This window comes from Dehalococcoidia bacterium (assembly GCA_035310145.1).
Classification (GTDB): domain Bacteria; phylum Chloroflexota; class Dehalococcoidia; order CAUJGQ01; family CAUJGQ01; genus CALFMN01.
This window is the reverse complement of the sequence record DATGEL010000141.1, coordinates 1-23,361: the sequence shown is the minus strand read 5'-3', so window position 1 is coordinate 23,361 and position 23,361 is coordinate 1. Positions and strand designations below refer to the sequence as shown.

Below are 23,361 nucleotides of genomic sequence, written 5' to 3'. Positions count from 1 at the left end.
TGCAGGGCTATGCGCCGTCTTCAGGCGCGTGCGGCTCGAAGGGAATGAAGAGGCGGAAGCTGGTGCCCGTGCCGGGGCTGCTCTCCACCTCGACGCGGCCGCCGTGGGCGCGGACCGTGTGCTTGACGATCGCCAGGCCGAGGCCCGTGCCGGTCGAAGCCCGCGCCCGATCGACCTTGTAAAACCGCTCGAAGATCCGTTCCTGCTCGGCCGGCGGGATGCCGATGCCCGTGTCGCGCACCGCGATCTCGCCCCACGCGCCCTGCTGCCGCGCTTCCACCGTCACCGCGCCGCCCGCGGGTGTGAACTTGATCGCGTTGTGGACGAGGTTGATCAGCGCCCGCAGCAGCCGCTCGCGATCGGCGTGCAGGGCCGGCATTCCGGCTTCCGCCTGCCAGCGCAGGCTGACGCCTGCCCGTTCCGCCTGCGCCGCGAGGCGCCGCACCGCCTCCGCGCAGAGCGGCGCCGCCTCCACGGCTTCACAGTGCAGCGGCGCCTCGCCGGACTCGATGCGGCTCAGCTCCAGCATCTCTTCCACCAGTTGCGTGAGGCGGTCCACCTCGTGGTCGACGCCGGCCAGCAGCGCTCGCACCTCGTCGTCATCGCCCAAACCGCCGTCGGCGAGCACCTGCACGACGGCCTTGATCGAGGCGAGCGGCGTGCGCAGCTCGTGCGAGAGGTTGCTGACCAGGTCGCGCCGCTGCCCTTCGCCGCGCCGGATCTCGCTGAGGTCATGCAGCAGCCCGAGGTAGCGCCAGTCGCCGGCGCCCTGCAGCGGCAGGAAGATCGCTTCCACGTCGCGGCCCTCGGCGCCCAGCCGCAGCACGCGCGTTACCTGCGCCTGTTCTGCACGGCACTGCTCCAGCAGGTCCGCCAGCTCGTGGTCGCGCACCACGGAGACGAACGATTGGTCGCCCGGCGCCTCCGGCGAGACGCTGGGCGCGACCACGAGCAACCGCCGCGCCGCGGCGTTCAAATAGCGCAGGTGGGCCTCGCCGTCCACGGCGAGCACGCCGTCGGCGCTGCGGCCCAGCACGGCGGCGAGGCGTTGCCGTTCCGCCTCGGTCTGCTGCACGGCCCGGCCGAGGTTCTGCGCAACCGCGTTGAAGGCCGCCGCGAGCGGTCGCAATTCCGGGCTGCGCACGGCGGGCGGCGCGCCGCTGAAGCGCCCCTCGGCCAGCCGGCGCGCGGCGGCTACGAGCTGCTGCAGACCGCGGCGCTGTTCGCGGACCGCGTAGGTCGCCAGCGCCAGCGCCAGGGCAACAGCCACGAGGCCGGCCAGCAGCATGGCGGCGATCAGGCCTACGCGATCAAACGTCGGGCCGCCCAGCAGCGCAACGCCGAGCAATCCGGCCGCGAAGGCCAGCACGGGCAGCAAGGCGGCCGGCCTCAGCACGCGGCACCGGCGCGAGGGAACGTGGGAGGGAATAGGGAACGGGGAATGGGGAATAGAGGGTGCAGGGCGCAGGGCGGAGGGCGTAGGAGCGACTTCAGCCGCCCGGCTGTGCGCCGGGGCGTTTTCACCTCGAACTGAGCGCCCACGGCTGCCAGCCTCCTGCGCCCCACGCCCTGCGCCCTCTGCATCGTACCCGCGTTACGTTAGCCGGCGATCACCGTTGTACCCTGTACAGGCGCGGACGCATACAGGAGAACACAAATGCAGGTGGACACACCGCTCCGCCCGGATGCGGGCGAGCTGGCGCACGAGGCCGCGCTGGTCGCCCGGGCGGTCTCCGACCCCGAGGCCTTCGGCGAGCTGTACGACCGCTACGTGCTGCGCGTCTACCGTTTCGCCTTCCGCCGCCTGGGCGATCACGCCGAGGCGGAAGACGTCACCGCCCAGACCTTTCATCGCGCCTTCGAAGCGCTGGGGCGCTTCGAGTGGCGCGGGGCGCCCTTCGGCGCCTGGCTGTTCCGCATCGCGCGCAACGCGGTGATCGATCGGCGCCGCGCCGGCGCCGCGCCCGTCTCGCTGGACGGCATCGGCGAGGGCGGCTACGAGCCCACCGACGCCGCTGCGACGGCGCCGGAGGACGCGGTGCTGCTCGACGAGGAGTTGGGAGCGGCCTGGGCCGCCGTGGCGCGGTTGCCGGCCCTGCAGCGGCGGGCGGTGACACTGCGCTTTGGGCGCGATCTCTCGCACGCGGAGGTCGGCGCGATCATTGGCCGCAGCGAGGCCGCTACGAAGCAACTGGTCTACCGGGCGATGAAGACGCTGCGCGAGCTGCTGGAGGTGGAGTAATGGCAAGGAACACGCGCTCTTTGAGCGAACGGTTCGCCGCGGCGAGCGATGCGCTGCTGGCCGGCAATGCCGGCGCGGTCACATTCAACGCGGATCTGGAGCCGGAGCTGGCGCTGGCCGTGCGCCTGCGCGACGAGGCGCGGGCCGGCGTGCCCGACCCGGCCTTTCTGCAAGGTCTGCGCCGCGAGAGCGTGGCGCGGGTCGCCGCCGCGGCCGGCCACGCGACGACGCTGCGCTGGGCCACGGTGGAGACGGCGATCGGCACGCTGGCGCTGGCCTACCGCAACGGCCGCGTGGTCTACTGCAACCGCTTCGAGTCCGCCCCGGCGTTCGAGCGCGACCTGGCGCGCGTCTTCGGTGAGCAGGCCGGGCGCGACACGGCCGCGCCGGCGAAGATCGCCCGCGGCGTGCAGGAGCACCTGGCCGGCCGGCGGCGCTTCGCGGCGATCGACCTGAGCTGGCTGCCGCCCTTCCAGCAGCGTGTGCTGGAGAAGACGGCCGAGATTCCGCGCGGCGAAGTGCGGCCGTACGCCTGGGTGGCGCGCGAGATCGGGGCGCCGGGCGCCACGCGGGCCGTGGGCACGGCGCTGGGCCACAACCCGATCCCCTTCATCGTGCCCTGCCATCGCGTGGTGCGCGCGGACGGCACACTGGGCGAGTATTCCGGCGGCGGGCCGGCGCACAAGGAGCGGGTGCTGACGCTGGAAGGCGCGCCGGTGGCGGAGCTGCTGGCCGGCGCCCGCCGCGGCGAACGGCTGCGCGGCAGCCGCACCACGCACATCGTCTGCTATCCCTCCTGCCACGCGGCGCGGCGCATCCGCCCGGAGAACGCCGCGCCCTTCGCCTCGCTCACGCAGGCGCAGTCCGCCGGCTACCGCCCCTGCGCCCTCTGCCGCCCGGCGTAGAAGCCGAAGCCAAAAGAAGCGCCCGCATGGCCTCGCAGCCGCGCGGGCGCTTCGCCGTTTGCTGCTCTGCAACAAACGCGCTTCACACCGGCGCGAGCGGGCGGTGCGGCGCGGGCGGCAGTTCGAGTGCAATCGGGTCCGCGGGGCGCACCTCGCCGCCCGTGAGCACGATGCCCATCACGCCGGCCTTGCGGATGAGCTGGCCCTGCGCGTCGCGATCGAGCACCGCGGCCAGCAGCCCCGGCTGCAGGCCGTCGAGCTGGGCGCAGGGGTTGCGCAGGCCGGTGATCTCGACCTCCGCATCCTCACCAAGCCGCAGCCGCGTGCCCGCGGGCAGCGCCAGCAGGTCGATGCCGCGCGTGGTAATGTTCTCGCCCATGGCGCCGGGCCAGACGTTGAAGCCCTGTCCGCGCAGCCGATCGTGCAACTCGGCGTGGATCAGGTGCACCTGGCGCAGGTTCGGCTGGCTCGGGTCACGGGCCACGCGCGAGCGGTGCTGCACCGTCTCGCCCAGGTGCGCGTCGCCCTCGACGCCCAGCCCCGCGAGCAGGCGGATACTCGGCGCTGCTTGCTTCGGGAGTGCATGCGCACCGCTGCGCTGCACCGCCGTGACGATCCCGTCCATCCCCCACCCCCGCGTGCATGATACGCCGTGCGGCCGTCTCCATGCCGGTGGGCCAGCGGTTCACGGCTCGGGAATGCCATTATGCGGAGTACGCGGTTGCTCGGCTCTCGCGCGGTGTTGGCAGAACAGTTGCGGTAACGGTATTGTAACGACTGGTGCAGGCGTGTACAGCTGCCGGCCGGTTGGCCCGCGGCGCACACGGCACCGGAGAGCGTTGGGCGGAGACGCGCTTCGCGCACGCAAGGCTGCCGATCAGGCAGAAGCCGCAGCCGGCCCCGCGGCGGGGTCGGCCATCAGGCATGTGCTCGAAAGCCTGGGCGAGGCCCGCCTGGCCGTGGATGCCGGCGGCCGCATCACCTCCGTCAACCGGCTGGCCTCGCGGATCCTCGGCGGCGCGCCGGGCGCGCTGCTCGGCCGTGTGCTCTGGCACGAGCTGCCGGCCGCCGCCGCCGAGCAGATCCGCGGCCACGCGCGAGCGGCGGCTGACAGCGGCAGCAGCGTCGAGTGCGAGGCCGTGCTGTGCGGCGCTGCGCCGTGGCGCGTGCGCATCCACCCTGCAGGCGACGGCTTCTTCATCTACCTCAGCTATCTCAGCGCCCCTGCGCCTGTCTCCGCCGACCCCGACGTCCCGATCACACGTACTGCAGCCGGCGCCATGCTGCTGGATCTGCCCGTCGGCGATGCGCCGCTGCGGGCGCTGGGCGATGCCCTGCCGTACATCGTTTGGCTTGCCGATACTCATGGTAGGCTGGACTATCTGAACGTCCACTGGTTTGCCTACACCGGTCTGCGCGAGGATGAAGCGTACGACCCCACAACCTGGCTGCGGGCCGTGCATCCGGAGGATCGCTCTGCGTTCGAGGCACGCTGGCGGGCGGCGCGGCAGAAGGGCGAGGCCGGTGAGTTCGCCTTCCGCCTGCGCCGCGGCGCCGACGGGAGCTATCGCTGGCACCTGGGCCGCGCCGTGCCGGTGCGTGACCGCGAAGGCCGCATCGTGAAGTGGTTTGGCACCAGCACCGACATCGATGACCAGCAGCGCGCCGAGGAAGGGCTGCGCTTCCTGGCGCGCGCCAGCGAGGCGCTCACCGTCTCCCTCGACTACGAGGCGACGCTCACCAGCATCGCCCGGCTGGCGGTGCCGGTGCTGGCCGACTGGTGCATCGTGGACGAGCTGGAGGAGGACGGCGCCTTTCGCCGCATGGCGATCGTGCACGCCGATCCGGCCAAGGCCGAGCTGGCCTGGGAGATGGAGCGTCGCTTCCCCACCGATCCCGGCGGGAGAATCGGTCCAGCGGCGGTGCTGCGCAGCGGCCGGCCGGAGCTGTACCCCGTGGTTTCGCACGATCTGCTCGTCGAGCTGACGGAGAGCGGCGAGCACCTGGCGCTGTTGCGGCGCCTGGGCTTTCACTCCTATGTCTGCGTGCCGCTGATCGCCCGCGGCCGCACGATCGGCGCCCTGACCTTCATTTCGGGCGATGCCGGCGAGGCGCCCCGTCGCTATGGCCCGCAGGACCTTGCCCTGCTCGAAGACCTGGCCCACCGCGCCGCCCTGGCGGTGGACAATGCCCGACTGTACGAGGCGGAGCAGCAGGCGCGCCGCGCCGCCGAGCGCTCGGCCGGGCGCACCGCCCGCCTGCAGGCCGTCACCGCCGCCCTCTCGGAAGCGTTGACTCCGGCGCAGGTCGCTCACGTGATCGTGGCGCAGACGATGGCCGCGCTGCGCGCCGACGCCGCGTTCGTCGCTCTGCTCGGCGAGGACGGCGCGGTGACGGTGGTCGAAGTCGCCGGCACGCCGATCGACCTGGAGCCCGAGCGCCGCACGCTCACCCTGGACGCCGCGCTGCCATTGAGCGACGCGATGCGGGCGCGCGAGCCGCTCTGGCTGGACTCGGCGGAGATGCTGACGCGGCGCTACCCGGTGATCTCGGACCTGCGCGTGCGCACGGGCCGTGCGGCGCTCGCCTGCATCCCGCTGCTGGTCGAAGGGCGGGTGGTCGGCGGCCTCAGCATGAGCTTTCCCGAAGCGCGCACCTTCACCGAGGAGGATCGGGCGCTGGCGCTAGCGCTGGCGCGGCAGTGCGCCCAGGCGCTGGAACGTTCGCGTCTCTACGACGCCGAACGCGCCGCCCGCGCCGCCGCCGAGGCCGCCGCCACGGAGGTGAAGCGCACGCAGGAACGCGTGATCGAGAGTGAGCGGCTGCGGGCGCTGGGCGAACTGGCCAGCGGCATCGCCCACGACTTCAACAACATTCTCGCTGTGATTCTCGGACGCTGCGAGGTGTTGCTGGCCGGCGACACCGCGTCGGTGTCGCCCGGGGAAGTGGCGCGGCATTTCGAGGTCGTGCGGCAGGCCGCGCGCGACGGCGAGGCGACGGTCAAGCGCCTACAGGCCTTCTCCGGCATCAACCGCGCCCCTTCGACGGGCGCGATGGATGTGCCGGCGATCGTGCGCGACGTGGTGGAGTACACGCGCCCGCGCTGGAAGGACGAGGCGCAGCAGCGCGGCGTCACCGTGCAGATGCAGATCGAGGCGCCGACGCTGCCGCCGATCGTCGGCGACCCGTCCGAGCTGCGCGAAGTGCTCGTCAACATGCTCTTCAATGCGCTGGACGCCATGCCCCACGGCGGCACGATTCAGCTCAGCGTCCGGCGCAACGACGGTGAGGTCATTGTCCGCATCGCCGATACGGGGCTCGGTATGACCGAGGCCGTGCGCAAGCGCATCTTCGAGCCGTTCTACACGACCAAGGGGCAGCGCGGCGCCGGGCTTGGCCTGAGCATGTCCTACGGCATCGTCACGCGCATGGGTGGGCACATCGACGTGCACAGCACCCCCGGCGAGGGGACGGCCTTCACGATCACGCTGCCCTTCCGCGAGGCGCCGCCCGAGGAGCAAGACGGTAGGATCGAGTTTGTGGGTCCGCTCTCGATCCTGCTGGTGGACGATGAGGCGCTGATCCTCGAGACGACGCAGCTCATGCTCGAGCTGGACGGCCACCAGGTCACCACGGCCGACAGCGGCGCCGAGGCGCTGGCGCTGCTGCGCGAGAGCGCCGAGCCGGGCGAGGCGGGCATCTACGACGCGGTGCTCACGGACCTGGGCATGCCGGGCATGAACGGCCTGCAACTGCTGGCCGCGATCCGTGCCGCGGGCTACACCCTGCCTTGCCTGTTGGTGACGGGCTGGGGCGCCGAGCTGGCCGGCACCGACGTGGAGGCCGCGGGCGCCCAGGCCGTGCTGCCGAAGCCGTTCTCGATCCAGCAACTGCGCCAGGCGCTCGGCGCCGTCATGCCCGTGCAACAGGCGGTCTAGCGGCGGCGCGGCCGGCCCTCTCGCCCATTCACAAAGGTTGGGAGGTCCGCGGCCGTCGGCATACCCGCCGACCGGCAGCGGCTGACCCGACGCGCCTCCGGACGTATCTCCTCAAGATCGCCCCGCTCCTGCTCCTGCTACGCGGAGCAGACCAGAGGGACCGGGAGCATGAGGGCATGAGAGGGCATGAGATGGGAGAGAAAGTGAGGCCCGCCGCACTCGCTTGACCTCGCCCGCCGCAGTCTCGGAAAATCGGGAAAACCGAGAATTGAAGACGGCGATGAAGAAGCGCGAGCTGGCTCCCACGGCGACCGAGGCCCGCGCGGTGCTGCTGCTGCGTGTCCTCGCCAACCCCGCCCGTTTTCGCATCGTCGAGTTGCTGGCCGAGCGCAAGGACTGCACCTCGGCCCAGTTGGCCGACGTACTGCCGCTGGCGCAGTCGAGCCTCTTCGACCACCTGACCGCGCTGCGCGAGGCCGGCATTGTGCAGGCCAGCGGCGAGGGGCCGAACCGCTACTACTGCCTCGATCCGGGCGTGCTCGACTTCCTCGCCGGCTACCTCAGCGGGCTGGGGCAGCGCACGCGCTCCTGGCTGGGTCTGGTCGAGAACGCGCGCAGGGAGGGGAACATGGAGATCCGCGACGCCACGCTGGAGGACGCGGCGCCCATCGCCCGCATCTACAACCAGGGGATCGAGGACCGCGTGGCCACGCTGGAGACGCAGTTGCGCAGCGCCGACGAGCGCGCCGAGTGGATCGCGGCGCGCGGCCCGCGCCATCCGGTGATCGTCGCCGTGGACGGCGCGGGCGGCGTGATCGGCTGGGCCTCGCTCAACCCCTTCAATCCGCGCCCGGCCTACGATCACGTCGTGGATTTCTCCATCTACATCGCCCGTGAACAGCGCGGCCGCGGCGTCGGCGATGCGCTGCTCAGCGTGCTCGAAGGGCGCGCCCGCATGCTCGGTTACCACAAGCTGGTGCTGGCCGCCTTTCCCAGCAACGCGCCGGGCATGCGCCTCTACGAGCGCCACGGCTTCGCCAGCGTCGGTGTCTACCACGAGCAGGGCATGCTCGACGGGCACTGGGTCGACGTAATCGTGATGGAGAAGCTGCTGAGCTGACGGCGTAGTCCACGGCCCGCACGCGGCCGGCGCACGGCCGCTTCCGGCATGATCTTGCGCCGCTGTGGGGTGCTGCCGGACAGAAGCGCGGCCGCGGCCGGCATATGCTCATGTCGTGCTGCGTCACATCCCAGCGCAAGGGCGCCGTGCCGCACGTGACGGCGACGCGCCGGTGGAGGCCGGACGATGGCGGCCAGGCAGGAGATTCGCATCAAGCGCGTGTACGAGCCGCCCGCACCGGAGGACGGCCGCCGTGTCCTCGTCGACCGGCTGTGGCCGCGCGGCCTCTCGAAGGAACGCGCCCGGCTCGATGCCTGGCTGCGCGAGCTGGCGCCGTCCGATGAGCTGCGGCGCTGGTTCGGCCACGACCCCGGCCGCTGGCAGGAGTTCTCGCGGCGCTACCGGCGGGAGCTGGCCGACCCGGTGCGGCAGGCGGCGTTGAAGGAGCTGGCCGCCGGCGATCTGCCGTTGACACTGCTGTACGCGGCGCGCGACACCGAGCACAACGAGGCGCAGATCCTGAAGCAGGTGCTCGACGAGCGGCGGCGCAATCCCGCCCGCTGACCGCTTCCCGGCGAACCGGCGCTCTGGCCGTGCGCTCTGGCCGCCGAAGCGCTGCTCAACGCCGCGGCACTGGCGGACCTGGCGAGGCGGACGGCGGCGCTGGGGGCAGCCTGGCAGGGCGAGGCGCGGCAGCGCGGCGTATCGCACGCTGCCGGCTGGCGCCGCCGCGTATACTGGCGGCGATCCGCGTGTCCGGCGCGGCGGGAGGCAGGCGATGGCCGAGAACGAGACGAGGCGCCGCGGTTACGAAATGCGGCGCCGGTTGATGGGCGCGGCGTTCGTGGACCGCTACGATGGGACGGTCTACAACGATCCGCTGATGGAGCGGTTCCGCGACCTGACGTCCGAGACGATCTTCGGCTCGCTCTGGACGCGGCCGGGGCTGGACCTGAAGACCCGTGCGCTGATCTGCGTGATCTCCGACACGGCCACGGGGCGTACCCCGGAACTGGCCATCCACCTGCGCATGGCGCGCGGGCAAGGCTGGAGTGAAGACGAGCTCGCCGAGGCGTTGCTGCACCTCGCTGGCTACGTGGGCGCGCCGCTGGTGCGCGAGGCGATGCTCACCGCCAAAGCGGTCTTCGCCGATCTCCGCAGCGAGGCCGCCGCGGACTGATCGCGGCGCCTCGTCGTCGCGCCGCGGGCAGATCGGCGACGCCCGCCGGTGCTATGCTGCCGGTGCAGCGAACGCCTCCGACGGCGCGCTGCCGGGAGCCGACGCCGATGACCACCGCCGCTGAGAGCGCGGCCGCAGCCTACGCCGGCCGCATCGACGCCATCGAGCAGCAACGCCGCCGGCTGAGCGGCGACCCGCCGCCCGCAGACCGCTGGAGCGGGGCGATGGCCCGGCTCTTCCGCGCCGATCCGCGCCGCGAGCTCGACGCGGCCACGGCCGTGATCGCGGCCGATGTGCGGCCGAACGACGTGCTGATCGACGTGGGCGGCGGCGCCGGCCGCCTCGGCCTGCCGCTGGCGCTGCGTTGCCGCGAAGTGATCAACGTCGAGCCGTCGCCGGGCATGGGCGAGGAGTTCGAGGCGCTGGCCAAGGAGTCGGGCATCAGCAACGTGCGCCTGATTCGCAAGGACTGGCTCGAAGCGGATGGCGTGCGGGGCGATGTGGCGCTCGCGGCGCACGTGACCTACTTCGTGCGCGACATCGCCGGCTTCATCCGGCGCATGCAGGCCGCGGCGGCACGGCGGGCCGTGCTCTTCATCGCCAGCCCGCCGCCGCCCGCGCGCAGCCGCCGGCTCTACCAGCACGTCTTCGGCGAGGACCAGGTGCTCGTCCCCGGCCAGGCCGAGCTGCTGCCCGTGCTCTGGGAGCTCGGCATTCTGCCCGATGTGCACATGCTGCCCGGCATCATGCCGTTGCCCGGTGCTCTGCCGGCCACGCGCGAGGAGGCGGTGCAGACGGCGTTGCGCACGCTCGGCCTCGGCACGGACAGCGCGCGGCGGGCGGAGGCGCAGGCGCGCATCGAGCGGGACTTTGCCGCGCTGTTTGCCGAGACCGCCCAGGGCTTCCAGCCGCTCTACACGGACGAGACCCGCGGCATCATCATCAGCTGGGAGACGAACCCGGCCGCCGCCTGATCGCCTATGCCGGCTGCTGGTCGCGCCGCTCGTCCGGCTCGGGGCGCGGGCGTACCGGCGGCTCGGCGATCTCGTCGGTCGGGCCGTAGAGGCGCACGCAGTTGGCGCCGGCGTTCTTGGCACGGTAGACGGCCACATCGGCCCGGTGCAAGGTCGCCAGCGGTTCCTCGCCCGGCTGCATCGCCGCCCCGCCCGCGCTGATCGTGCAGGCCACCGGCGCACCGTCGACCAGCAGCCGCAGCTCCTCGACCGCCGTCCGCAGGCGTTCCAGGGCGATGCTGGCGCCGTCCAGGTCGGTGTACAGCAGGACCAGGAACTCATCCCCAGCCCAGCGCGCTGCCCAGTCGCCGCCGCGCATCGCCGACTGCAGCCGGGTGCTGATCGCCGCCAGCAACCGGTCGCCCGCGGCGTGGCCGTGGCGCTCGTTCACCAGGCTGAGCCGGTCCACGTCAAGCATGGCGAGCGCGATCGCCCGCCCTTCGCGTGAGGCGAGGCTGAACGCCTGGCGCAGCCGGTCGAGCGCGGCCGGGCGGTTGAGCAGTCCGGTGAGCGCGTCGAAGGCGGGGCGTTCCTCATGCCGGTTGCCGTGCGCCTGCCAGCGGCCGATGGCGTAGGCGACATCGCGCATCAGGAGGCCGGCATCGTCGCTGAAGCCGGTGGGCAAAGGGCGCAGCTCGCCGTCTTCCAGGTAAGCGCCGAGCGCCCGCCGTGCCAGCAGCACCGGTTCGAGCATGGCGCGGATGGCCCACGCCGCCGCCGCCATGCCGGCCAGCACCGCCAGCAGCGCCACCAGCAGCTCCCAGCGGTGCAGGCGCGAGCCTTCCGGCTGCAGCGCCAGCACGGCGATCACCGCCAGCAGCGGCGTCTGTATGAGCACGGCGATCAGCAAGACGCGTGCCGGGTAGCTGCGTGGCCAGGCGAGCCGCGCCATCTGGCGATACAGCCGCAGCGCCTGGGCCACGTGTGTGCGCTCGGTTCGTGCGCTCACGGCAGCGCCACCGTCATCTCCGTCGCCGCGGACGGCATCACGCGCCTCCGCGGCGCACCGATCCGAGCGAGGGCATTATACGCAATATCGAGGCAAAACCCTCCTGCTGCAGGGCTGACAGCGAGGGTTGCCCGACGCTCGCAAAGGCGGCATCCCCGGCCGCGGCGACGTTGAACGGACGCTGCCCCGTGCGCCCGCCTTCCCTGAAGCGAGCCGGGCGCACGGGGTCGTTGGCCGTCAGCCGCCGTGTGGGCGCCGGGCTAGAAGACGAGCGCGTCGCACTGCTCGCCCCAAACGCCGCGCAGCACGTCGCAGATCTCGCCGATCGTGGTGTAGGCCTCGACCGCCTCAACGAAGAGCGGCATCGTGTTCTGCGTGCCGTGCGCCGCCTGCTCGATCTTCCTGAGGACCGCGTCGACCTTCGCCTGGTCGCGCTGCTTGCGGATCTGCGCGATCTTCGCCGTCTGCCGTTCGCCCACGCGCGGATCGACGCGCAGCAGCCCCTCGATCGGCGGCTCCTCCGTCTGGAAGCGGTTGACGCCGACGATCGTGCGCTCCTTCTTCTCGATCTCGACCTGGAAGCGATACGACGCGTCCTGGATCTCGCGCTGCTGGAAGCCCTGCTCGATCGCGTTCACCGCGCCGCCGAGCGCATCGATGCGCGCGATCAGCTTCGCCGCGTCGGCCTCCAGCGTGTCGGTCAGGCTCTCGACGAAGTACGAGCCGCCGAGCGGATCGACCGTGTCGCCCACGCCGTTCTCGTAGGCGAGGATCTGCTGCGTGCGCAGCGCAATCTGCACGGCGTGCTCGCTGGGCAGGGCCAGCGCCTCGTCCTTGGAGTTAGTGTGCAGCGACTGCGTACCGCCCAGCACCGCGGCCAGCGCCTGCACCGTGGTGCGTACGATGTTGTTGTCGGGCTGCTGCGCGGTGAGCGTGGCGCCGCCGGTCTGCGTGTGGAAGCGCAGCATCTGCGAGCGCGGATCCGTGGCGCCGAAGCGGTCGCGGGCGATCTTGGCCCACAGCCGCCGCGCGGCGCGGAACTTGGCGACCTCTTCGAGGAAGTTGTTGTGGCAGGCGAAGAAGAACGACAGGCGCGGGCCGAACGCGTCGATCTTGAGCCCGGCGGAGAGCGCCGCCTCGATGTAGGCGATCGCGTCGGCCAGGGTGAAGGCGATCTCCTGTGCGGCGGTGCTGCCGGCCTCGCGCATGTGGTAGCCGGAGATCGAGATCGTGTTCCAGCTTGGCAGTTCGTCCTTGCACCAGGCGAAGACGTCGGTGATCAGCCGCATGGAGGGCTTGGGCGGGAAAATGTAGGTGCCGCGGGCGATGTACTCCTTGAGGATGTCGTTCTGGATCGTGCCGCCGATCTTGCGCAGGTCGCCGCCCTGCTTCTTCGCCACGGCGACATAAAGCGCGAGCAGGATCGGCGCCGTGGCGTTGATCGTCATCGAGGTGGTGACCTGCTCGAGCGGGATCTGGTTGAAGAGGATCTCCATGTCGAGCAGCGAATCGATGGCGACGCCGACCTTGCCGACCTCGCCCTGGGCCATCTCGTCGTCGGAGTCGTAGCCGATCTGCGTGGGCAGGTCGAAGGCGACGGAGAGGCCGGTCTGGCCCTGCTCCAGCAGGTAGCGGTAGCGGCGGTTGGACTCCTCGGCGTCGGCGAAGCCGGCGTACTGGCGCATGGTCCAGAAGCGGCCGCGGTACATCGTCGGCTGCACGCCGCGCGTGTACGGAAACTCGCCGGGGTAGCCGAGCTGCTGGTCGTAGTCGAAGCCCCCATTTTGACTGAGGGATTCCGGCGTGTAGAGCGGCTGGATCTCCGTGGCGCCGGTGGTTTCGAAGGCCGGCTGGCGCTCGGGGGCACGTTTGAGGGCCCTGGCGTAGGCGCCCTCGCGCCACTCGGAGAGGGAACGCTGCACGGTCGTCATAGCGAGCCACCCTTTGCTTGTGAAGAAGAATGCGGCGGGCGGGTTCGCCGCGGAAGGGCGCTCGCCTGCCCGGGGCCGGCTGTTATGCACGCGGGGTGCGGGTGGGCGCTAGAGGACTCGAACCTCTGACCCTCTCGGTGTAAGCGAGATGCTCTGGCCGGCTGAGCTAAGCGCCCCCGTGCCGCCATTATGGCGGGCCGGAAAGGAGGGGGTCAAACATGGCGCCGCTTAACGTGCCAGGCAAGCACTGCGCCAATAGCAGGTGCGATGAGGCATTCCAATGGGCGGACTTTATGAACCCAGGAGACACAAGATGTATACTGGCCTGTGCCGGTAGATGCCTTTCTTCGGGATTCGGAGCGCTCGAATGCCCACCTCCACCTCAGCTGTCATTCAGCGTACTGAGTTTGCAAACCGACACCGTTATTCAGCCGCACTCTTCGCGTTCAAGGCATACGAATTGGAACCAAATCTCAAGAAGTATGCCGCGGCTCAGTACCAATCTGGTGAGCCACAGCAGACAGCTGATTGGTCTGCGGCACAGCTACAAGCCGACATTGAGGATTATTCTGCCTATTCAACAGGATCTGTCATATCGAGTGTTTGATTCATTGAAGCGACAGTCAACGAAATTATCGATAGCCTTGTCACTGGCGGTTTCAAAATTCCGTTGATTCATCAGCAAGTTCTAGATCTACTGAACGAGATGTACAGTGAAGGATCATACCCCTCACTTCGCGGCGTTCCTACCCTTGAAAAATATCAACTTGTGCTCAAACTGGCAAAGTTACCTATCTATTCAACAAAGAGTCTTATCTATAGCGATGTCGATCTCGCGATCATCTTGAGAAACACTATAGTGCACTCCAAACCCGAGCAGGTTGTCCTATTCTCGAACGATCCGAACATCAAGAAAACAGTACAAAAAATCGAATCACGGATGAAGTCAAGACACATATCCGTCAATCCGTACTATGCACCAACTGGTAACGCATTCTTTCCAGACAAACTGATAGGCTATGGAGTCGCTAAATTTGTGTGTGAGGCCGTAAATGACTTCGCGGCAGATTTCAGGGCTAAGATCGGTGCGCGCGCCTTAGAGCCGACTCGCAAGCTCCCGTAGTGGTAAGGTATGACGTTCAAATCTTCACGAAGCCTCACATGTGCCCGCCACTTGCCAAGCTCCATAGAATTCGCCGATTCTCGCTATCACCCGCTGCCAGTCAGCGCGCTCGGGCCGGACGCCGAGCTCGGCGATCAGGAAGCGGAGCAGGTCCGGTACGGCGATCGGGCCGGTGGGGACGTGGCGCCCCGCCAGTGCCTGCTCGCTCAGGATGCGCGAGCCGGGATGCACGTGCGGCATCGCGATCTGCTCTTCGCCCGGATGCCAGTGGAACGCAAAGAGCTCGCGCTTCGTCTCCTGCTCAGAGAGCGTGTAGCGATACGCGGCGATCTCGACGCGCCAGCGTTCACGGGCACTGGCGGCAGGATCTTCCGCGAAGGTATAGCGCTGCTCCAGGTGGAGGGTTGTCCGCAGCAGGCCACCGCGCAGGTTCACGGCTGCCCCACGATTGAGCAGCAAATCCCAGGGAAGCGGAGAAGGTCGGTGGCCGGTGGCCGAGACCATAGCCTGTGTGATGCAGGAGACCGCCCGCTGCAGCGGCTCGATGTAGGCGTTGAGCGCGGCTGCAGGGCTACTCCCGCTCAAGGCCCATCGGCATCAGTATCCAGAGTTGGCAGACGGCTTCGCTGTAGTCCGGGTCGAAGTTGTAGTCACCGCGGTTCCAGGCCGCGATGAATTCGTCGCCGCTCATGCCCAATTCACGGCGCGCGATCTCGTCATAGAGCGCCCGCGCCTCTTCGAGGCTGAGGAACTCGACCTTCGGCAGCCGCGGCTCGCGGCGGCGCTTCGTCTTGGGCTGCGTGGCGCGGACCATTGGCCTCACCGTGTGCGAGCCAAACCTGCTCGCCTGATTCCAGTGTACTGTACCCGAGATCGGGCCGGCGATGAGGTCATGTACCGGCCAGCGCCGCGTGCGCCTTAGCCAGTACGCGCTGCCAGTCCGCCCGCTCGGGCTGGACGCCAAGTTCGGCAATCGCGAACGTGAGCACATCCGCGAGGGTGATGTGGCCGGTCGGGATGTGACGCCCGGCCAGCTCCAGCCTGCTCAAGATGGCGGAACCGGGGTGCAGGTGCGGGTGGTCGGCGCCTTCGCGTCGCGGATGCCAATGGAAGGCGAGCCACTCACGCTCCCTGCTTGGCTCGATGAGGACGTAGCGGTAGGCCAGCAACGTAACGCGCCATCGCTCACGGGGAGATGCCGCCGCATCCTCCTTCAACGCGATCTGGAGATCCATGCGGAAGGCCGTTGGCAGTACGCCGCCTGTTAGCGCTACCGGATAGCCACGATTGATCGCGATATCCAGCGAATGCCGCGAGGCACGTTCGCCACTGGCGATCACTGTGGCACGCGTGACACAGGAAACGGCGCGCTGAAGCGTCCGTACGTACGCATTGACCGCCGTGGCGGGCGTCCTACTCGGCAAGGCCGAACGGCATCATGAACCAGAGGTGGTTCACTGCCTCGCTGTAATCGGGGTCGAAGTTGTAGTCGCCGCGCTCCCAGGCAGCGATGAACTCCGGACCGCTCATGTTCAGATAGCGGCGGGCGTGTTCGTCGAACAGCGCCCGCGCCTCCTCGGGGCTCAGAACCCGCCAGCCGCGTTCCTCATCGGTCTTGCGGCGGCGCCTGGCTTTGGGCTGCGTTGCTTTGACCATCTGCTTCACCACGGGCGCGGGAATCGTGCGCGGCTGCTTTCAGTATACCGGGCTGCCCGGCCGCGGGCCTCGATCGCCGGCCGCGCCGCGGCGGTTACGTTTGGATTGCCTGCGTTTGGCGCAGCCGCGGCGTGTGATACTGTGTGCGAACCACTTGTGCGACGATTGGCCCGGAGCCTGCGATGTCCGACCTGCTCAACGTGCGCGACCTGACGACCAAGTTCTTCACCCGCGCGGGCGTCGTCAGCGCGGTCGACGGCGTCTCCTTCGACGTGCGCGTGGGCGAGACGCTGGGCATCGTCGGCGAAAGCGGCTGCGGCAAGTCCGTCACCGCGCTCTCGCTGATGCGGCTGGTGCCCAATCCGCCGGGCAGGATCACCGGTGGCAGCATCGGCCTGCACGCGGGCGAGGGCGCGCCGCTGGACCTGGTCAAGATCGACGAGTCGGAGATGCGCGAGATCCGCGGCAATGCGATCTCGATGATCTTCCAGGACCCGATGACCTCGCTGAACCCCGTGCTCACGGTCGGCTTCCAGCTGATCGAGCCGCAGAAGCTGCATCTCAAGATCTCGGAGTCCGAGGCGCAGCGCCGCTCCGTCGCCCTGCTCGAGGCCGTCGGCATTCCCGCCGCGGCCGAGCGGCTGAAGGATTACCCGCACCAGTTCTCCGGCGGCATGCGCCAGCGGGTGATGGTCGCCATGGCCCTGGCCTGCAACCCGCGCCTGCTGATCGCCGACGAGCCGACCACGGCGCTCGACGTGACGATCCAGGCGCAGCTGCTCGACCTGATCGCCAGCCTCACGCGCGACATGGGCACGGCGGTGATCCTGATCACGCATGACCTCGGCGTCGTGGCGCAGGTCTGCGAGCGCGTGATCGTGATGTACGCCGGCCGCATCGTCGAAGAGGCGACGGCCGACCAACTCTTCGAGACGCCGCGCCACCCCTACACCGTCGGGCTGATGCACTCGATGCCGCGGCTCGGCCCGGCGGTGCGCGACCGGCTCACGCCGATCGTCGGCGCCCCGCCGGATCTCGTCTCGCCGCCGAAGGGCTGCCGCTTCGCGCCGCGCTGCCCGCTGCGCATCGAGCAGTGCGAGGAGCAGCCGCCGCGGGTCGAGATCGAGCCGGGGCACCGCGTCGCCTGCTGGCGCAGCGACGAGGTCGCCTGATAGCTGCCACGCCGGGTTCAGGACGGGAGAACGCCACCATGCAGCAAACGGCCCCGCGAGGCGGCGAAACGGCGCCGCAGGACGGCCCGATCCTCTCCATTCGCAACCTGAAGAAGTACTTCGAGATCGGCGGCGGCTTCCTGCGCAAGGCCGCGATCCTGCGCGCCGTGGACGACGTCTCCTTTGAGGTGCGCGCGGGCGAGACCTTCGGCCTGGTGGGCGAGAGCGGCTGCGGCAAGAGCACGCTGGCGCAGACTGTGGTGCGGCTGCTGGAGCCGACCGCGGGGCAGGTCGTCTTCCAGGGCCAGGACATCTCGAGGATCAAGGGCAACCGTCTGCGCATGGTGCACCGCGACCTGCAGATGGTCTTCCAGGATCCATATACCTCGCTCGACCCACGCATGACCGTGCGCGGCATCATCGAGGAGCCGCTGCGCAACTTCCGCGCCGGCAACCGCCGCGAGCGCGAACGCCGCGTCGAGGAGCTGCTCGAGCGCGTCAACCTGCACGCCTACTTCATGAACCGCTACCCGCACGAGTTCTCCGGCGGCCAGCGGCAGCGCATCGGCATCGCACGGGCGCTGGCGCTGCAGCCGCGCGTCGTCGTCTGCGACGAGCCGGTCTCGGCGTTGGATGTCTCGATCCAGGCGCAGGTGCTGAACCTGCTGCGCGACCTGCAGCGCGACTTCAACCTGACCTATCTGTTCATCGCCCATAACCTGGCCGTGGTGGCGCACATCTCCGACCGCATCGGCGTGATGTACCTGGGCAAGATGGTGGAGATCGCGCCGACCGCGCAGCTGATGTCCGCGCCGCGCCACCCCTACGCCAAGGCGCTGCTCTCCGCCATTCCCGTGCCGGACCGCAAGCTGCGGCGCGAGCGCATTATCCTGCACGGCGAGGTGCCCAGCCCGATCAACCCGCCGTCCGGCTGCCACTTCCGCACGCGCTGCCCGATCGCGCAGGAGATCTGTGCCCGGGAAGAGCCAGAGCTGCGCGAGATCGCGCCCGGCCAGTTTGCCGCCTGCCACTTCGCGGAGTAGCATTGCGTCTCCACCGGCCCGGTAAGCGGCGCTGTGAACCCAGATAAGCGCCCCGCGAGGCCCAGGCTGGGCCGCCGCACCAGCGGATCGCCCCGCTCGCCCATACGCTCTTGAACAGCGGCAGGTCTCCCGCCACTTGTGCATGGGAGCGAGGGGCAGGGGAGTGAGGGCCAGCCGGCCCGGCCGCCGCGCTGGCAGAGGGGACTGTGCGCGGCAACCGGGCCGGCTGGAAGGGATGCGCAGTGCTCGGCGGTGGGACGCTACTCCTCGCCCTCGTCGTCGTCCTCGACCATCTCGATCTTCGGCTTCACGCCGGGGCGGGCGCCGCTGACGCTGGCGCGGATCTCTTCCTCCAGCTCGAGCGCCAGCTCCGGGTTGCCGCGCAGGAACTCCTTCGCGTTCTCGCGGCCCTGGCCCAGGCGCACGTCGCCGTAGCTGAAAAAGGCGCCGGACTTGCGGATCAAGTTGCTCTCGACGCCCAGGTCGATGATGTCGCCCTCGCGGCTGATGCCCACGTTGTCGCCGGTGACCATGATGTCGAACTCGGCCACGTGGAACGGCGGCGCGACCTTGTTCTTGACCACGCGCGCCTTCACGCGGCTGCCGACGACGGTCGTGCCCTGCTTCAGCGTCTCCACGCGGCGCAGCTCGATGCGCACCGAGGCGTAGAACTTCAGCGCCCGCCCGCCCGGCGTGACTTCCGGGTTGCCGAAGACGATGCCGACCTTCTCGCGCAACTGGTTGGTGAAGATCACCGAGGTGTGCGAGCGGGCGATGGCCGAGGTCAGCTTGCGCAGCGCCTGCGACATCAGCCGCGCCTGCAGGCCGACGTGCGCGTCGCCCATGTCGCCCTCGATCTCAGCCCGCGGCACCAGCGCCGCCACGCTATCGACCACGACGATATCGACGGCGTTGCTGCGCACCAGCGCCTCACAGATCTCCAGCGCCTGCTCGCCGCTGTCCGGCTGGGAGATCAGCAACTCTTCGACCTTGATGCCGATCGCCTCGGCGTAGGATGGGTCCATCGCGTGCTCGGTATCGATGTAGGCGGCCATGCCGCCCAGCTTCTGCGCCTGCGCCATCACGCTCAGCGCCACGGTGGACTTGCCGGCAGACTCCTGGCCGTAAATCTCGGTCACGCGGCCGCGGGGGATGCCGCCGATGCCGAGCGCGATGTCCAACGCCAGCGAGCCGGTCGAAATCGCCTCGACGTTGAGCTTGGCCGAAACCTCGCCCAGCCGCATGATCGAGCCGCGGCCGAACTGCTTTTCGATGCCGGCGATCGCCAGTTCCAGGGCTTTGCCACGGTCGTCTGCCACCGTCACACTCTCCATGCACGCTGCGTTCTCAGCCCGCCGTGGCGAGCCATCCTGACCGTTCCGCCCGACTTCCATATCGTATCATCGGCGCTGTCGGGGAACAAGTGTTCTAAGACGGGGTTTTGTCGAGTGCCGGCCGCCCGCCTCGCCGTCCGCCTCACGCCGCGCGCGGCGGCCGATCAGATCGGCGGCTGGAGCGACGGCGAGCTGCGCGTGCGCGTGACGGCGCCGCCGGTGGACGGCCGCGCCAACGCGGCGCTCGTGCGGCTGCTGGCAGAGGCGCTGGGCATCGCGCCGGGGCGGGTGCGCATCGTCGCCGGCGCCACGGCGCGGCGCAAGCTCGTCGAGTTCGAGGGGGTAAGCATTGAGGAGGTGACGGCGCGGCTGGGCGCGATTTAGGCTGCCGAGATCGCCCGCTGGATCACGAGCAAGACGATCATCGCCACCATCGGCGTGATGTCGATCATGCCGAGCTGCGGCACCACGCGGCGCAGGGGCGCCAGGATGGGTTCCGTGATCTCGTTCAGCACGATCACGAACTGGCTGCGCGGGTTAATTGGAAACCACGAGATCACGGCCCGCAGGATGATCGCCACGAGCAGGATCTCGATCAACAACTGGGCAAACGTAAGAACGATGGCTGGAATGGCGTTACCCTCCGAGGGCGCGTGACCGTTCAAATGCGGCGACGACGCCGTCGGCGATGGCGGCGCGCAAACCGGCGCGCTCCATCGCCTGCAGGCCCGCCGCCGTGGTGCCGCCGGCCGAAGTCACGGCGTTGCGCAGCTCGGCCGGGTGCAGGCCCGTCTGGCGCATCCACTCCACCGAGCCGGCGAACGTCTGCAGCGCCATCTCCGTCGCCAGGTCGCGCTTGAAGCCGACCAGCACCGCGGCGTCGATGAACGCCTCGATCAGCAGCATGACAAAGCCGGGGCCGCTGCCCGAGACCGCCGTCGCCATGTCGAGATACTTCTCATCCGGCATCTGCGCCGAGCGGCCGAGGGCGCCGAGGATCGCGGTAACGCGGCTCACTTCGTCGTCCGTCACCGTCGGCGTGGCGACCCAGGCGGTGAAGCCGTGGCCGATGGCGCCGGGCGTGTTGGGCATGGCGCGCACGATGCGCTCGTGCTGCAGCTTCTCGCGCATGCCGCGTACCGGTACGCCGGCCATGATCGAGAGCACGAGCTGGCCGGGGTGCAGCTCGTGCACGAGGCTGTGCGCGAGGGCGTCGAAGTCCTGCGGCTTGACGGCGAGGATGACGGTTTCGGCGCCGCCCAGAGCCTCGCCCAGGGCGCCGGTGGCGTGTACGCCGTGCCGTTCCTTCAGATGAATGCGGCGGTGCTCGGCCAGCTCGCAGACGCGCAGGTCGCCGGCGCGGGCCACGCCGCGGCCCAGCAGCCCCTGCACGATCCCCTCGCCCATGAAGCCGCCGCCGACGAAACCGATGCGGCCGACCGCGACTGCCGGCGCCTCTGCTTCTGGCCGATCGAACGTTGCCGTCACGGGCGCTGCTCCGCTGCGCTGAACTGGTTTGGGCGCACCCACGGGATGCGCCTGCGATTATTGTCTGCCTGTTTGCCGCGCGAGCCTAGTGGCGCGGGCCGAAGATCGCCGTGCCGATGCGCACCAGCGTGGCGCCCTCTGCGATCGCGACTTCGAAGTCGCCGCTCATGCCCATCGACAGCTCCGGCAGCTCGAGCCTGCGAGCCAGCGACGCCAGCTCGCGGAACACGGGCCGCACCGCTTCCGGATCGGACACCGGCGGCGCCACCGTCATCAGCCCCTGTACGCGCAGGTGCGTGAGCGATCGCAGCGCGGCGATCGCGTCCGCCGTCTCCTCCGGCGCGAAGCCGCCCTTGCTCGCCTCACCGCCGGCGTTGACCTCGATCAGCACCGGCACGGGATCGACGCTGCGCCGCTGCAACGCCTCGGCCAGGTGCAGCGAATCGACACTCTGCAGTATATCAAAGAGCTGGAGAGCCGGCCGGACCTTGTTCGTCTGCAGGTGGCCGACGAGGTGCCAGACGGGCCGCGCGCCGCCCGCCGCGACCGCCGGGATCTTCTCCTCCGCCTCCTGCACGCGGTTCTCGCCGAAGTCGCGCTGGCCGGCGTTCCAGGCGGCGAGCACCGCCTCCGGCCCATAGGTCTTGCTGATCGCGACGAGCCGCACCGAGGCCGGATCGCGCCCGGCGCGCGCCGCCGCCCGCGCGATGCGCCCGCGCACGGTCTCGAGGTTGGCTGCGATCACGTCGGTGGCAACCATCCAGCTCGCCCCCTCACTGTCACCTGTCACCTGTAACCTGCGTCAGACGATCGTGACGAGCAGGGCGTTGCGCTCCACGCGGGCGCCGGCGCTCACATGGACTTCGGTCACCGTGCCGTCGCGCGGGGCGCGGATCTCGTTGTTCATCTTCATCGACTCGACCACGACCAGCACCTGGCCCTGCGTCACCGCCTCGCCGGCCGTGACCGGCACGTCCTTGACGATGCCGGTGAGCGGCGTGCGCAGCGGTGTCGGCCCGCCGGCGCCGGCGATCCCCTCGGCGCGGCGCCGGCCGGGCCGCTCGACCTCCACGTCGAAGACCTGGTTGCCGATCAGGATCTCGAAGCCCTCCGGCCGCTCCACGGCCACGACCTCGAACGAACGCCCGTCGAGCAAGAGCGTGAGCACGGGGCCGTCGACGCGGCGCAGGTCGGCGCGGCGCGTCTCGCCGTCGATCGTCAGCGCCACGCCGCCGTCCGCCTCCTGCACCTGCACCTCGTGCGCCTCGCCGGCGACGATCAGCCGGTAATCCGCCGCCATCCCGTTCCTCGCAGCGTGGCCGCGCTCGCGGCGCGGCCGGCCCGCTTCCAGCCCGCGCCGGCCGTCTCCGCGGGCTTCGCGCCGTTCGTCAGTTCAAGCTGGCCGTCAAACGCTTGCGCTGCCAGACCGGCCAATGGATGCCGCCGCTGGTGGCTAAGCAGCGCCGCCACGGCCACGGCGGCGCGGCGCGCCTCGGCCGTGTCGAGCTCGGCCGGCGCGATCTCGGTGTTGAGGAAGCCCGTGTCGAACTCGCCGGCGAGAAAGCGCGTGTCCTCCATCACCGCCATGTGAAACGGCAGGTTGGTGCGCACGCCGACGATCTGGAACTCATGCAGGGCACGGCGCATGCGCCGGATCGCCTCGCGCCGGTCGCGCCCCCAGGCCGTGACCTTCGCCACCAGCGGGTCGTAGAACTCGGAGACGGTGAAGCCGTTGTAGAGGGCGCTCTCCACACGAATGCCCGGCCCGGCCGGCTCGCGCGCAAAGGCGATCGTGCCGACGGAGGGCACGAAGTTGTGCTCCGGGTCTTCGGCGGAGATGCGGCACTCGATCGCCCAGCCGCGGAAGCGCTGCGGCTCTTCGGGGTAGCCGAGCTGGTCGCCCGCCGCCACGCGGATCTGGTCCGCCACGAGGTCGGCGCCGGTCACCAGCTCCGTCACCGGATGCTCGACCTGCAGGCGGGTGTTCATTTCGATGAAATAGAACTGCCCGTTCTCATAGAGGAATTCGATGGTGCCGGCGTTGCGATAGCCGAGCTTCTTGATGGCGTCGCAGGCGACCTTGCCGATCTGGGCGCGCTGTTCCGGGCTCAGCACTGGCGACGGCGCCTCTTCGAGAACCTTCTGATGCTTGCGCTGCAGAGAACAGTCGCGTTCGCCCAGATGCACGACATTGCCATGGCCGTCGGCCAGGATCTGCATCTCGATATGGCGCGGCTTCTGGAGATATTTCTCCATATAGACGTCCG

At 69.8% G+C, this 23,361-nt stretch carries 24 protein-coding genes and 1 tRNA gene; 10 read left to right on the top strand and 15 right to left on the bottom strand.

The genetic code is table 11. The annotated features are described in order from the left end of the window. Positions 1 to 7: 7 nt before the first annotated feature. A complete protein-coding gene (locus VKV26_25255) occupies positions 8 to 1,396 on the bottom strand; it encodes an ATP-binding protein (protein HLZ73226.1) in 1,389 nt (462 codons plus the stop codon). A 261-nt stretch (positions 1,397 to 1,657) separates the two neighbouring features. On the opposite strand from VKV26_25255, the gene VKV26_25250 reads away from it, so the two are divergent. Together VKV26_25250 and VKV26_25245 are read left to right on the top strand one after the other, a co-directional pair. Next, entirely contained in the window at positions 1,658 to 2,242 is a 585-nt protein-coding gene (locus VKV26_25250; GenBank protein ID HLZ73225.1) for a sigma-70 family RNA polymerase sigma factor, read from the top strand. A 20-nt stretch (positions 2,243 to 2,262) separates the two neighbouring features. After that, positions 2,263 to 3,147, top strand: coding sequence for a methylated-DNA--[protein]-cysteine S-methyltransferase (locus VKV26_25245; GenBank protein ID HLZ73224.1), 885 nt, complete (start codon positions 2,263 to 2,265; stop codon positions 3,145 to 3,147). 82 nt (positions 3,148 to 3,229) lie between these two features. Here VKV26_25245 and VKV26_25240 read toward each other — a convergent pair whose 3' ends face one another. After that, entirely contained in the window at positions 3,230 to 3,772 is a 543-nt protein-coding gene (locus tag VKV26_25240; protein HLZ73223.1) for an MOSC domain-containing protein, read from the bottom strand. A gap of 301 nt (positions 3,773 to 4,073) precedes the next feature. On the opposite strand from VKV26_25240, the gene VKV26_25235 reads away from it, so the two are divergent. The 5 genes from VKV26_25235 to VKV26_25215 all read left to right on the top strand — a co-directional run bounded on the left by VKV26_25235 (position 4,074) and on the right by VKV26_25215 (position 10,359). Then, complete coding sequence (locus VKV26_25235; protein HLZ73222.1) at positions 4,074 to 7,085, top strand: ATP-binding protein; 3,012 nt, start codon at positions 4,074 to 4,076, stop codon at positions 7,083 to 7,085. Positions 7,086 to 7,365: 280 nt separating this feature from the next. Continuing rightward, a complete protein-coding gene (locus tag VKV26_25230; protein HLZ73221.1) occupies positions 7,366 to 8,205 on the top strand; it encodes an arsinothricin resistance N-acetyltransferase ArsN1 family A in 840 nt (279 codons plus the stop codon). 186 nt (positions 8,206 to 8,391) lie between these two features. Further along, the gene (locus VKV26_25225; protein ID HLZ73220.1) at positions 8,392 to 8,769 is read left to right on the top strand and encodes a DUF488 family protein; all 378 of its coding nucleotides are present in this window, start codon (positions 8,392 to 8,394) and stop codon (positions 8,767 to 8,769) included. Positions 8,770 to 8,983: 214 nt separating this feature from the next. Continuing rightward, positions 8,984 to 9,385: a carboxymuconolactone decarboxylase family protein gene (locus VKV26_25220; protein ID HLZ73219.1), complete on the top strand. Its 402-nt coding sequence runs from the start codon at positions 8,984 to 8,986 to the stop codon at positions 9,383 to 9,385. A gap of 107 nt (positions 9,386 to 9,492) precedes the next feature. After that, positions 9,493 to 10,359 (top strand): methyltransferase domain-containing protein, encoded by an 867-nt coding sequence (locus VKV26_25215; GenBank protein ID HLZ73218.1) that lies wholly within the window; start codon positions 9,493 to 9,495, stop codon positions 10,357 to 10,359. 4 nt (positions 10,360 to 10,363) lie between these two features. Here the strand turns inward: VKV26_25215 and VKV26_25210 are convergent, their stop codons facing one another. The 7 genes from VKV26_25210 to VKV26_25180 form a co-directional block, all read right to left on the bottom strand. Next, complete coding sequence (locus tag VKV26_25210) at positions 10,364 to 11,347, bottom strand: GGDEF domain-containing protein (protein ID HLZ73217.1); 984 nt, start codon at positions 11,345 to 11,347, stop codon at positions 10,364 to 10,366. 260 nt (positions 11,348 to 11,607) lie between these two features. Beyond that, complete coding sequence (locus tag VKV26_25205) at positions 11,608 to 13,278, bottom strand: methylmalonyl-CoA mutase family protein (protein ID HLZ73216.1); 1,671 nt, start codon at positions 13,276 to 13,278, stop codon at positions 11,608 to 11,610. Positions 13,279 to 13,380: 102 nt separating this feature from the next. Continuing rightward, a tRNA-Val gene (locus tag VKV26_25200) sits at positions 13,381 to 13,454 on the bottom strand. Positions 13,455 to 14,425: 971 nt separating this feature from the next. Next, a complete protein-coding gene (locus tag VKV26_25195) occupies positions 14,426 to 14,836 on the bottom strand; it encodes a hypothetical protein (GenBank protein ID HLZ73215.1) in 411 nt (136 codons plus the stop codon). 136 nt (positions 14,837 to 14,972) lie between these two features. Next, positions 14,973 to 15,215: a hypothetical protein gene (locus VKV26_25190; protein HLZ73214.1), complete on the bottom strand. Its 243-nt coding sequence runs from the start codon at positions 15,213 to 15,215 to the stop codon at positions 14,973 to 14,975. A 76-nt stretch (positions 15,216 to 15,291) separates the two neighbouring features. Continuing rightward, positions 15,292 to 15,741, bottom strand: a complete 450-nt coding sequence (locus tag VKV26_25185; GenBank protein HLZ73213.1) for a hypothetical protein — start codon at positions 15,739 to 15,741, stop codon at positions 15,292 to 15,294. A 73-nt stretch (positions 15,742 to 15,814) separates the two neighbouring features. Next, positions 15,815 to 16,057, bottom strand: a complete 243-nt coding sequence (locus VKV26_25180) for a hypothetical protein (GenBank protein ID HLZ73212.1) — start codon at positions 16,055 to 16,057, stop codon at positions 15,815 to 15,817. Between the two features lie 182 nt (positions 16,058 to 16,239). On the opposite strand from VKV26_25180, the gene VKV26_25175 reads away from it, so the two are divergent. Both VKV26_25175 and VKV26_25170 read left to right on the top strand, forming a co-directional pair. Continuing rightward, on the top strand, positions 16,240 to 17,229 hold the full coding sequence (locus tag VKV26_25175; GenBank protein HLZ73211.1) for an ABC transporter ATP-binding protein: 990 nt from the start codon (positions 16,240 to 16,242) through the stop codon (positions 17,227 to 17,229). Between the two features lie 38 nt (positions 17,230 to 17,267). Further along, positions 17,268 to 18,272, top strand: coding sequence for an ABC transporter ATP-binding protein (locus VKV26_25170; protein ID HLZ73210.1), 1,005 nt, complete (start codon positions 17,268 to 17,270; stop codon positions 18,270 to 18,272). Between the two features lie 260 nt (positions 18,273 to 18,532). On the opposite strand, the gene recA is transcribed toward VKV26_25170, so the two are convergent. Continuing rightward, positions 18,533 to 19,591 carry a recombinase RecA gene (gene recA, locus VKV26_25165; GenBank protein HLZ73209.1) on the bottom strand — a complete coding sequence of 353 codons (1,059 nt, stop codon included), beginning with the start codon at positions 19,589 to 19,591 and terminating at the stop codon, positions 18,533 to 18,535. 129 nt (positions 19,592 to 19,720) lie between these two features. Here recA and VKV26_25160 point away from each other — a divergent pair, with 129 nt between their 5' ends. Then, positions 19,721 to 19,990 (top strand): DUF167 domain-containing protein, encoded by a 270-nt coding sequence (locus tag VKV26_25160; GenBank protein ID HLZ73208.1) that lies wholly within the window; start codon positions 19,721 to 19,723, stop codon positions 19,988 to 19,990. On the opposite strand, the gene VKV26_25155 is transcribed toward VKV26_25160, so the two are convergent. From VKV26_25155 to VKV26_25135, 5 genes are all read right to left on the bottom strand, one after another. Next, a complete protein-coding gene (locus VKV26_25155) occupies positions 19,987 to 20,208 on the bottom strand; it encodes a YggT family protein (GenBank protein ID HLZ73207.1) in 222 nt (73 codons plus the stop codon). The two genes, VKV26_25160 and VKV26_25155, sit on opposite strands and share 4 nt — an antisense overlap. A gap of 34 nt (positions 20,209 to 20,242) precedes the next feature. Continuing rightward, a complete protein-coding gene (gene proC, locus VKV26_25150) occupies positions 20,243 to 21,094 on the bottom strand; it encodes a pyrroline-5-carboxylate reductase (GenBank protein HLZ73206.1) in 852 nt (283 codons plus the stop codon). Between the two features lie 85 nt (positions 21,095 to 21,179). Next, on the bottom strand, positions 21,180 to 21,854 hold the full coding sequence (locus VKV26_25145) for a YggS family pyridoxal phosphate-dependent enzyme (GenBank protein ID HLZ73205.1): 675 nt from the start codon (positions 21,852 to 21,854) through the stop codon (positions 21,180 to 21,182). Between the two features lie 42 nt (positions 21,855 to 21,896). Then, on the bottom strand, positions 21,897 to 22,394 hold the full coding sequence (locus tag VKV26_25140) for a biotin/lipoyl-containing protein (protein ID HLZ73204.1): 498 nt from the start codon (positions 22,392 to 22,394) through the stop codon (positions 21,897 to 21,899). Next, the coding region (locus tag VKV26_25135) for an acetyl-CoA carboxylase biotin carboxylase subunit (protein ID HLZ73203.1) at positions 22,373 to 23,361 on the bottom strand (989 nt) is incomplete at its 5' end. The genes VKV26_25140 and VKV26_25135, both read right to left, overlap by 22 nt.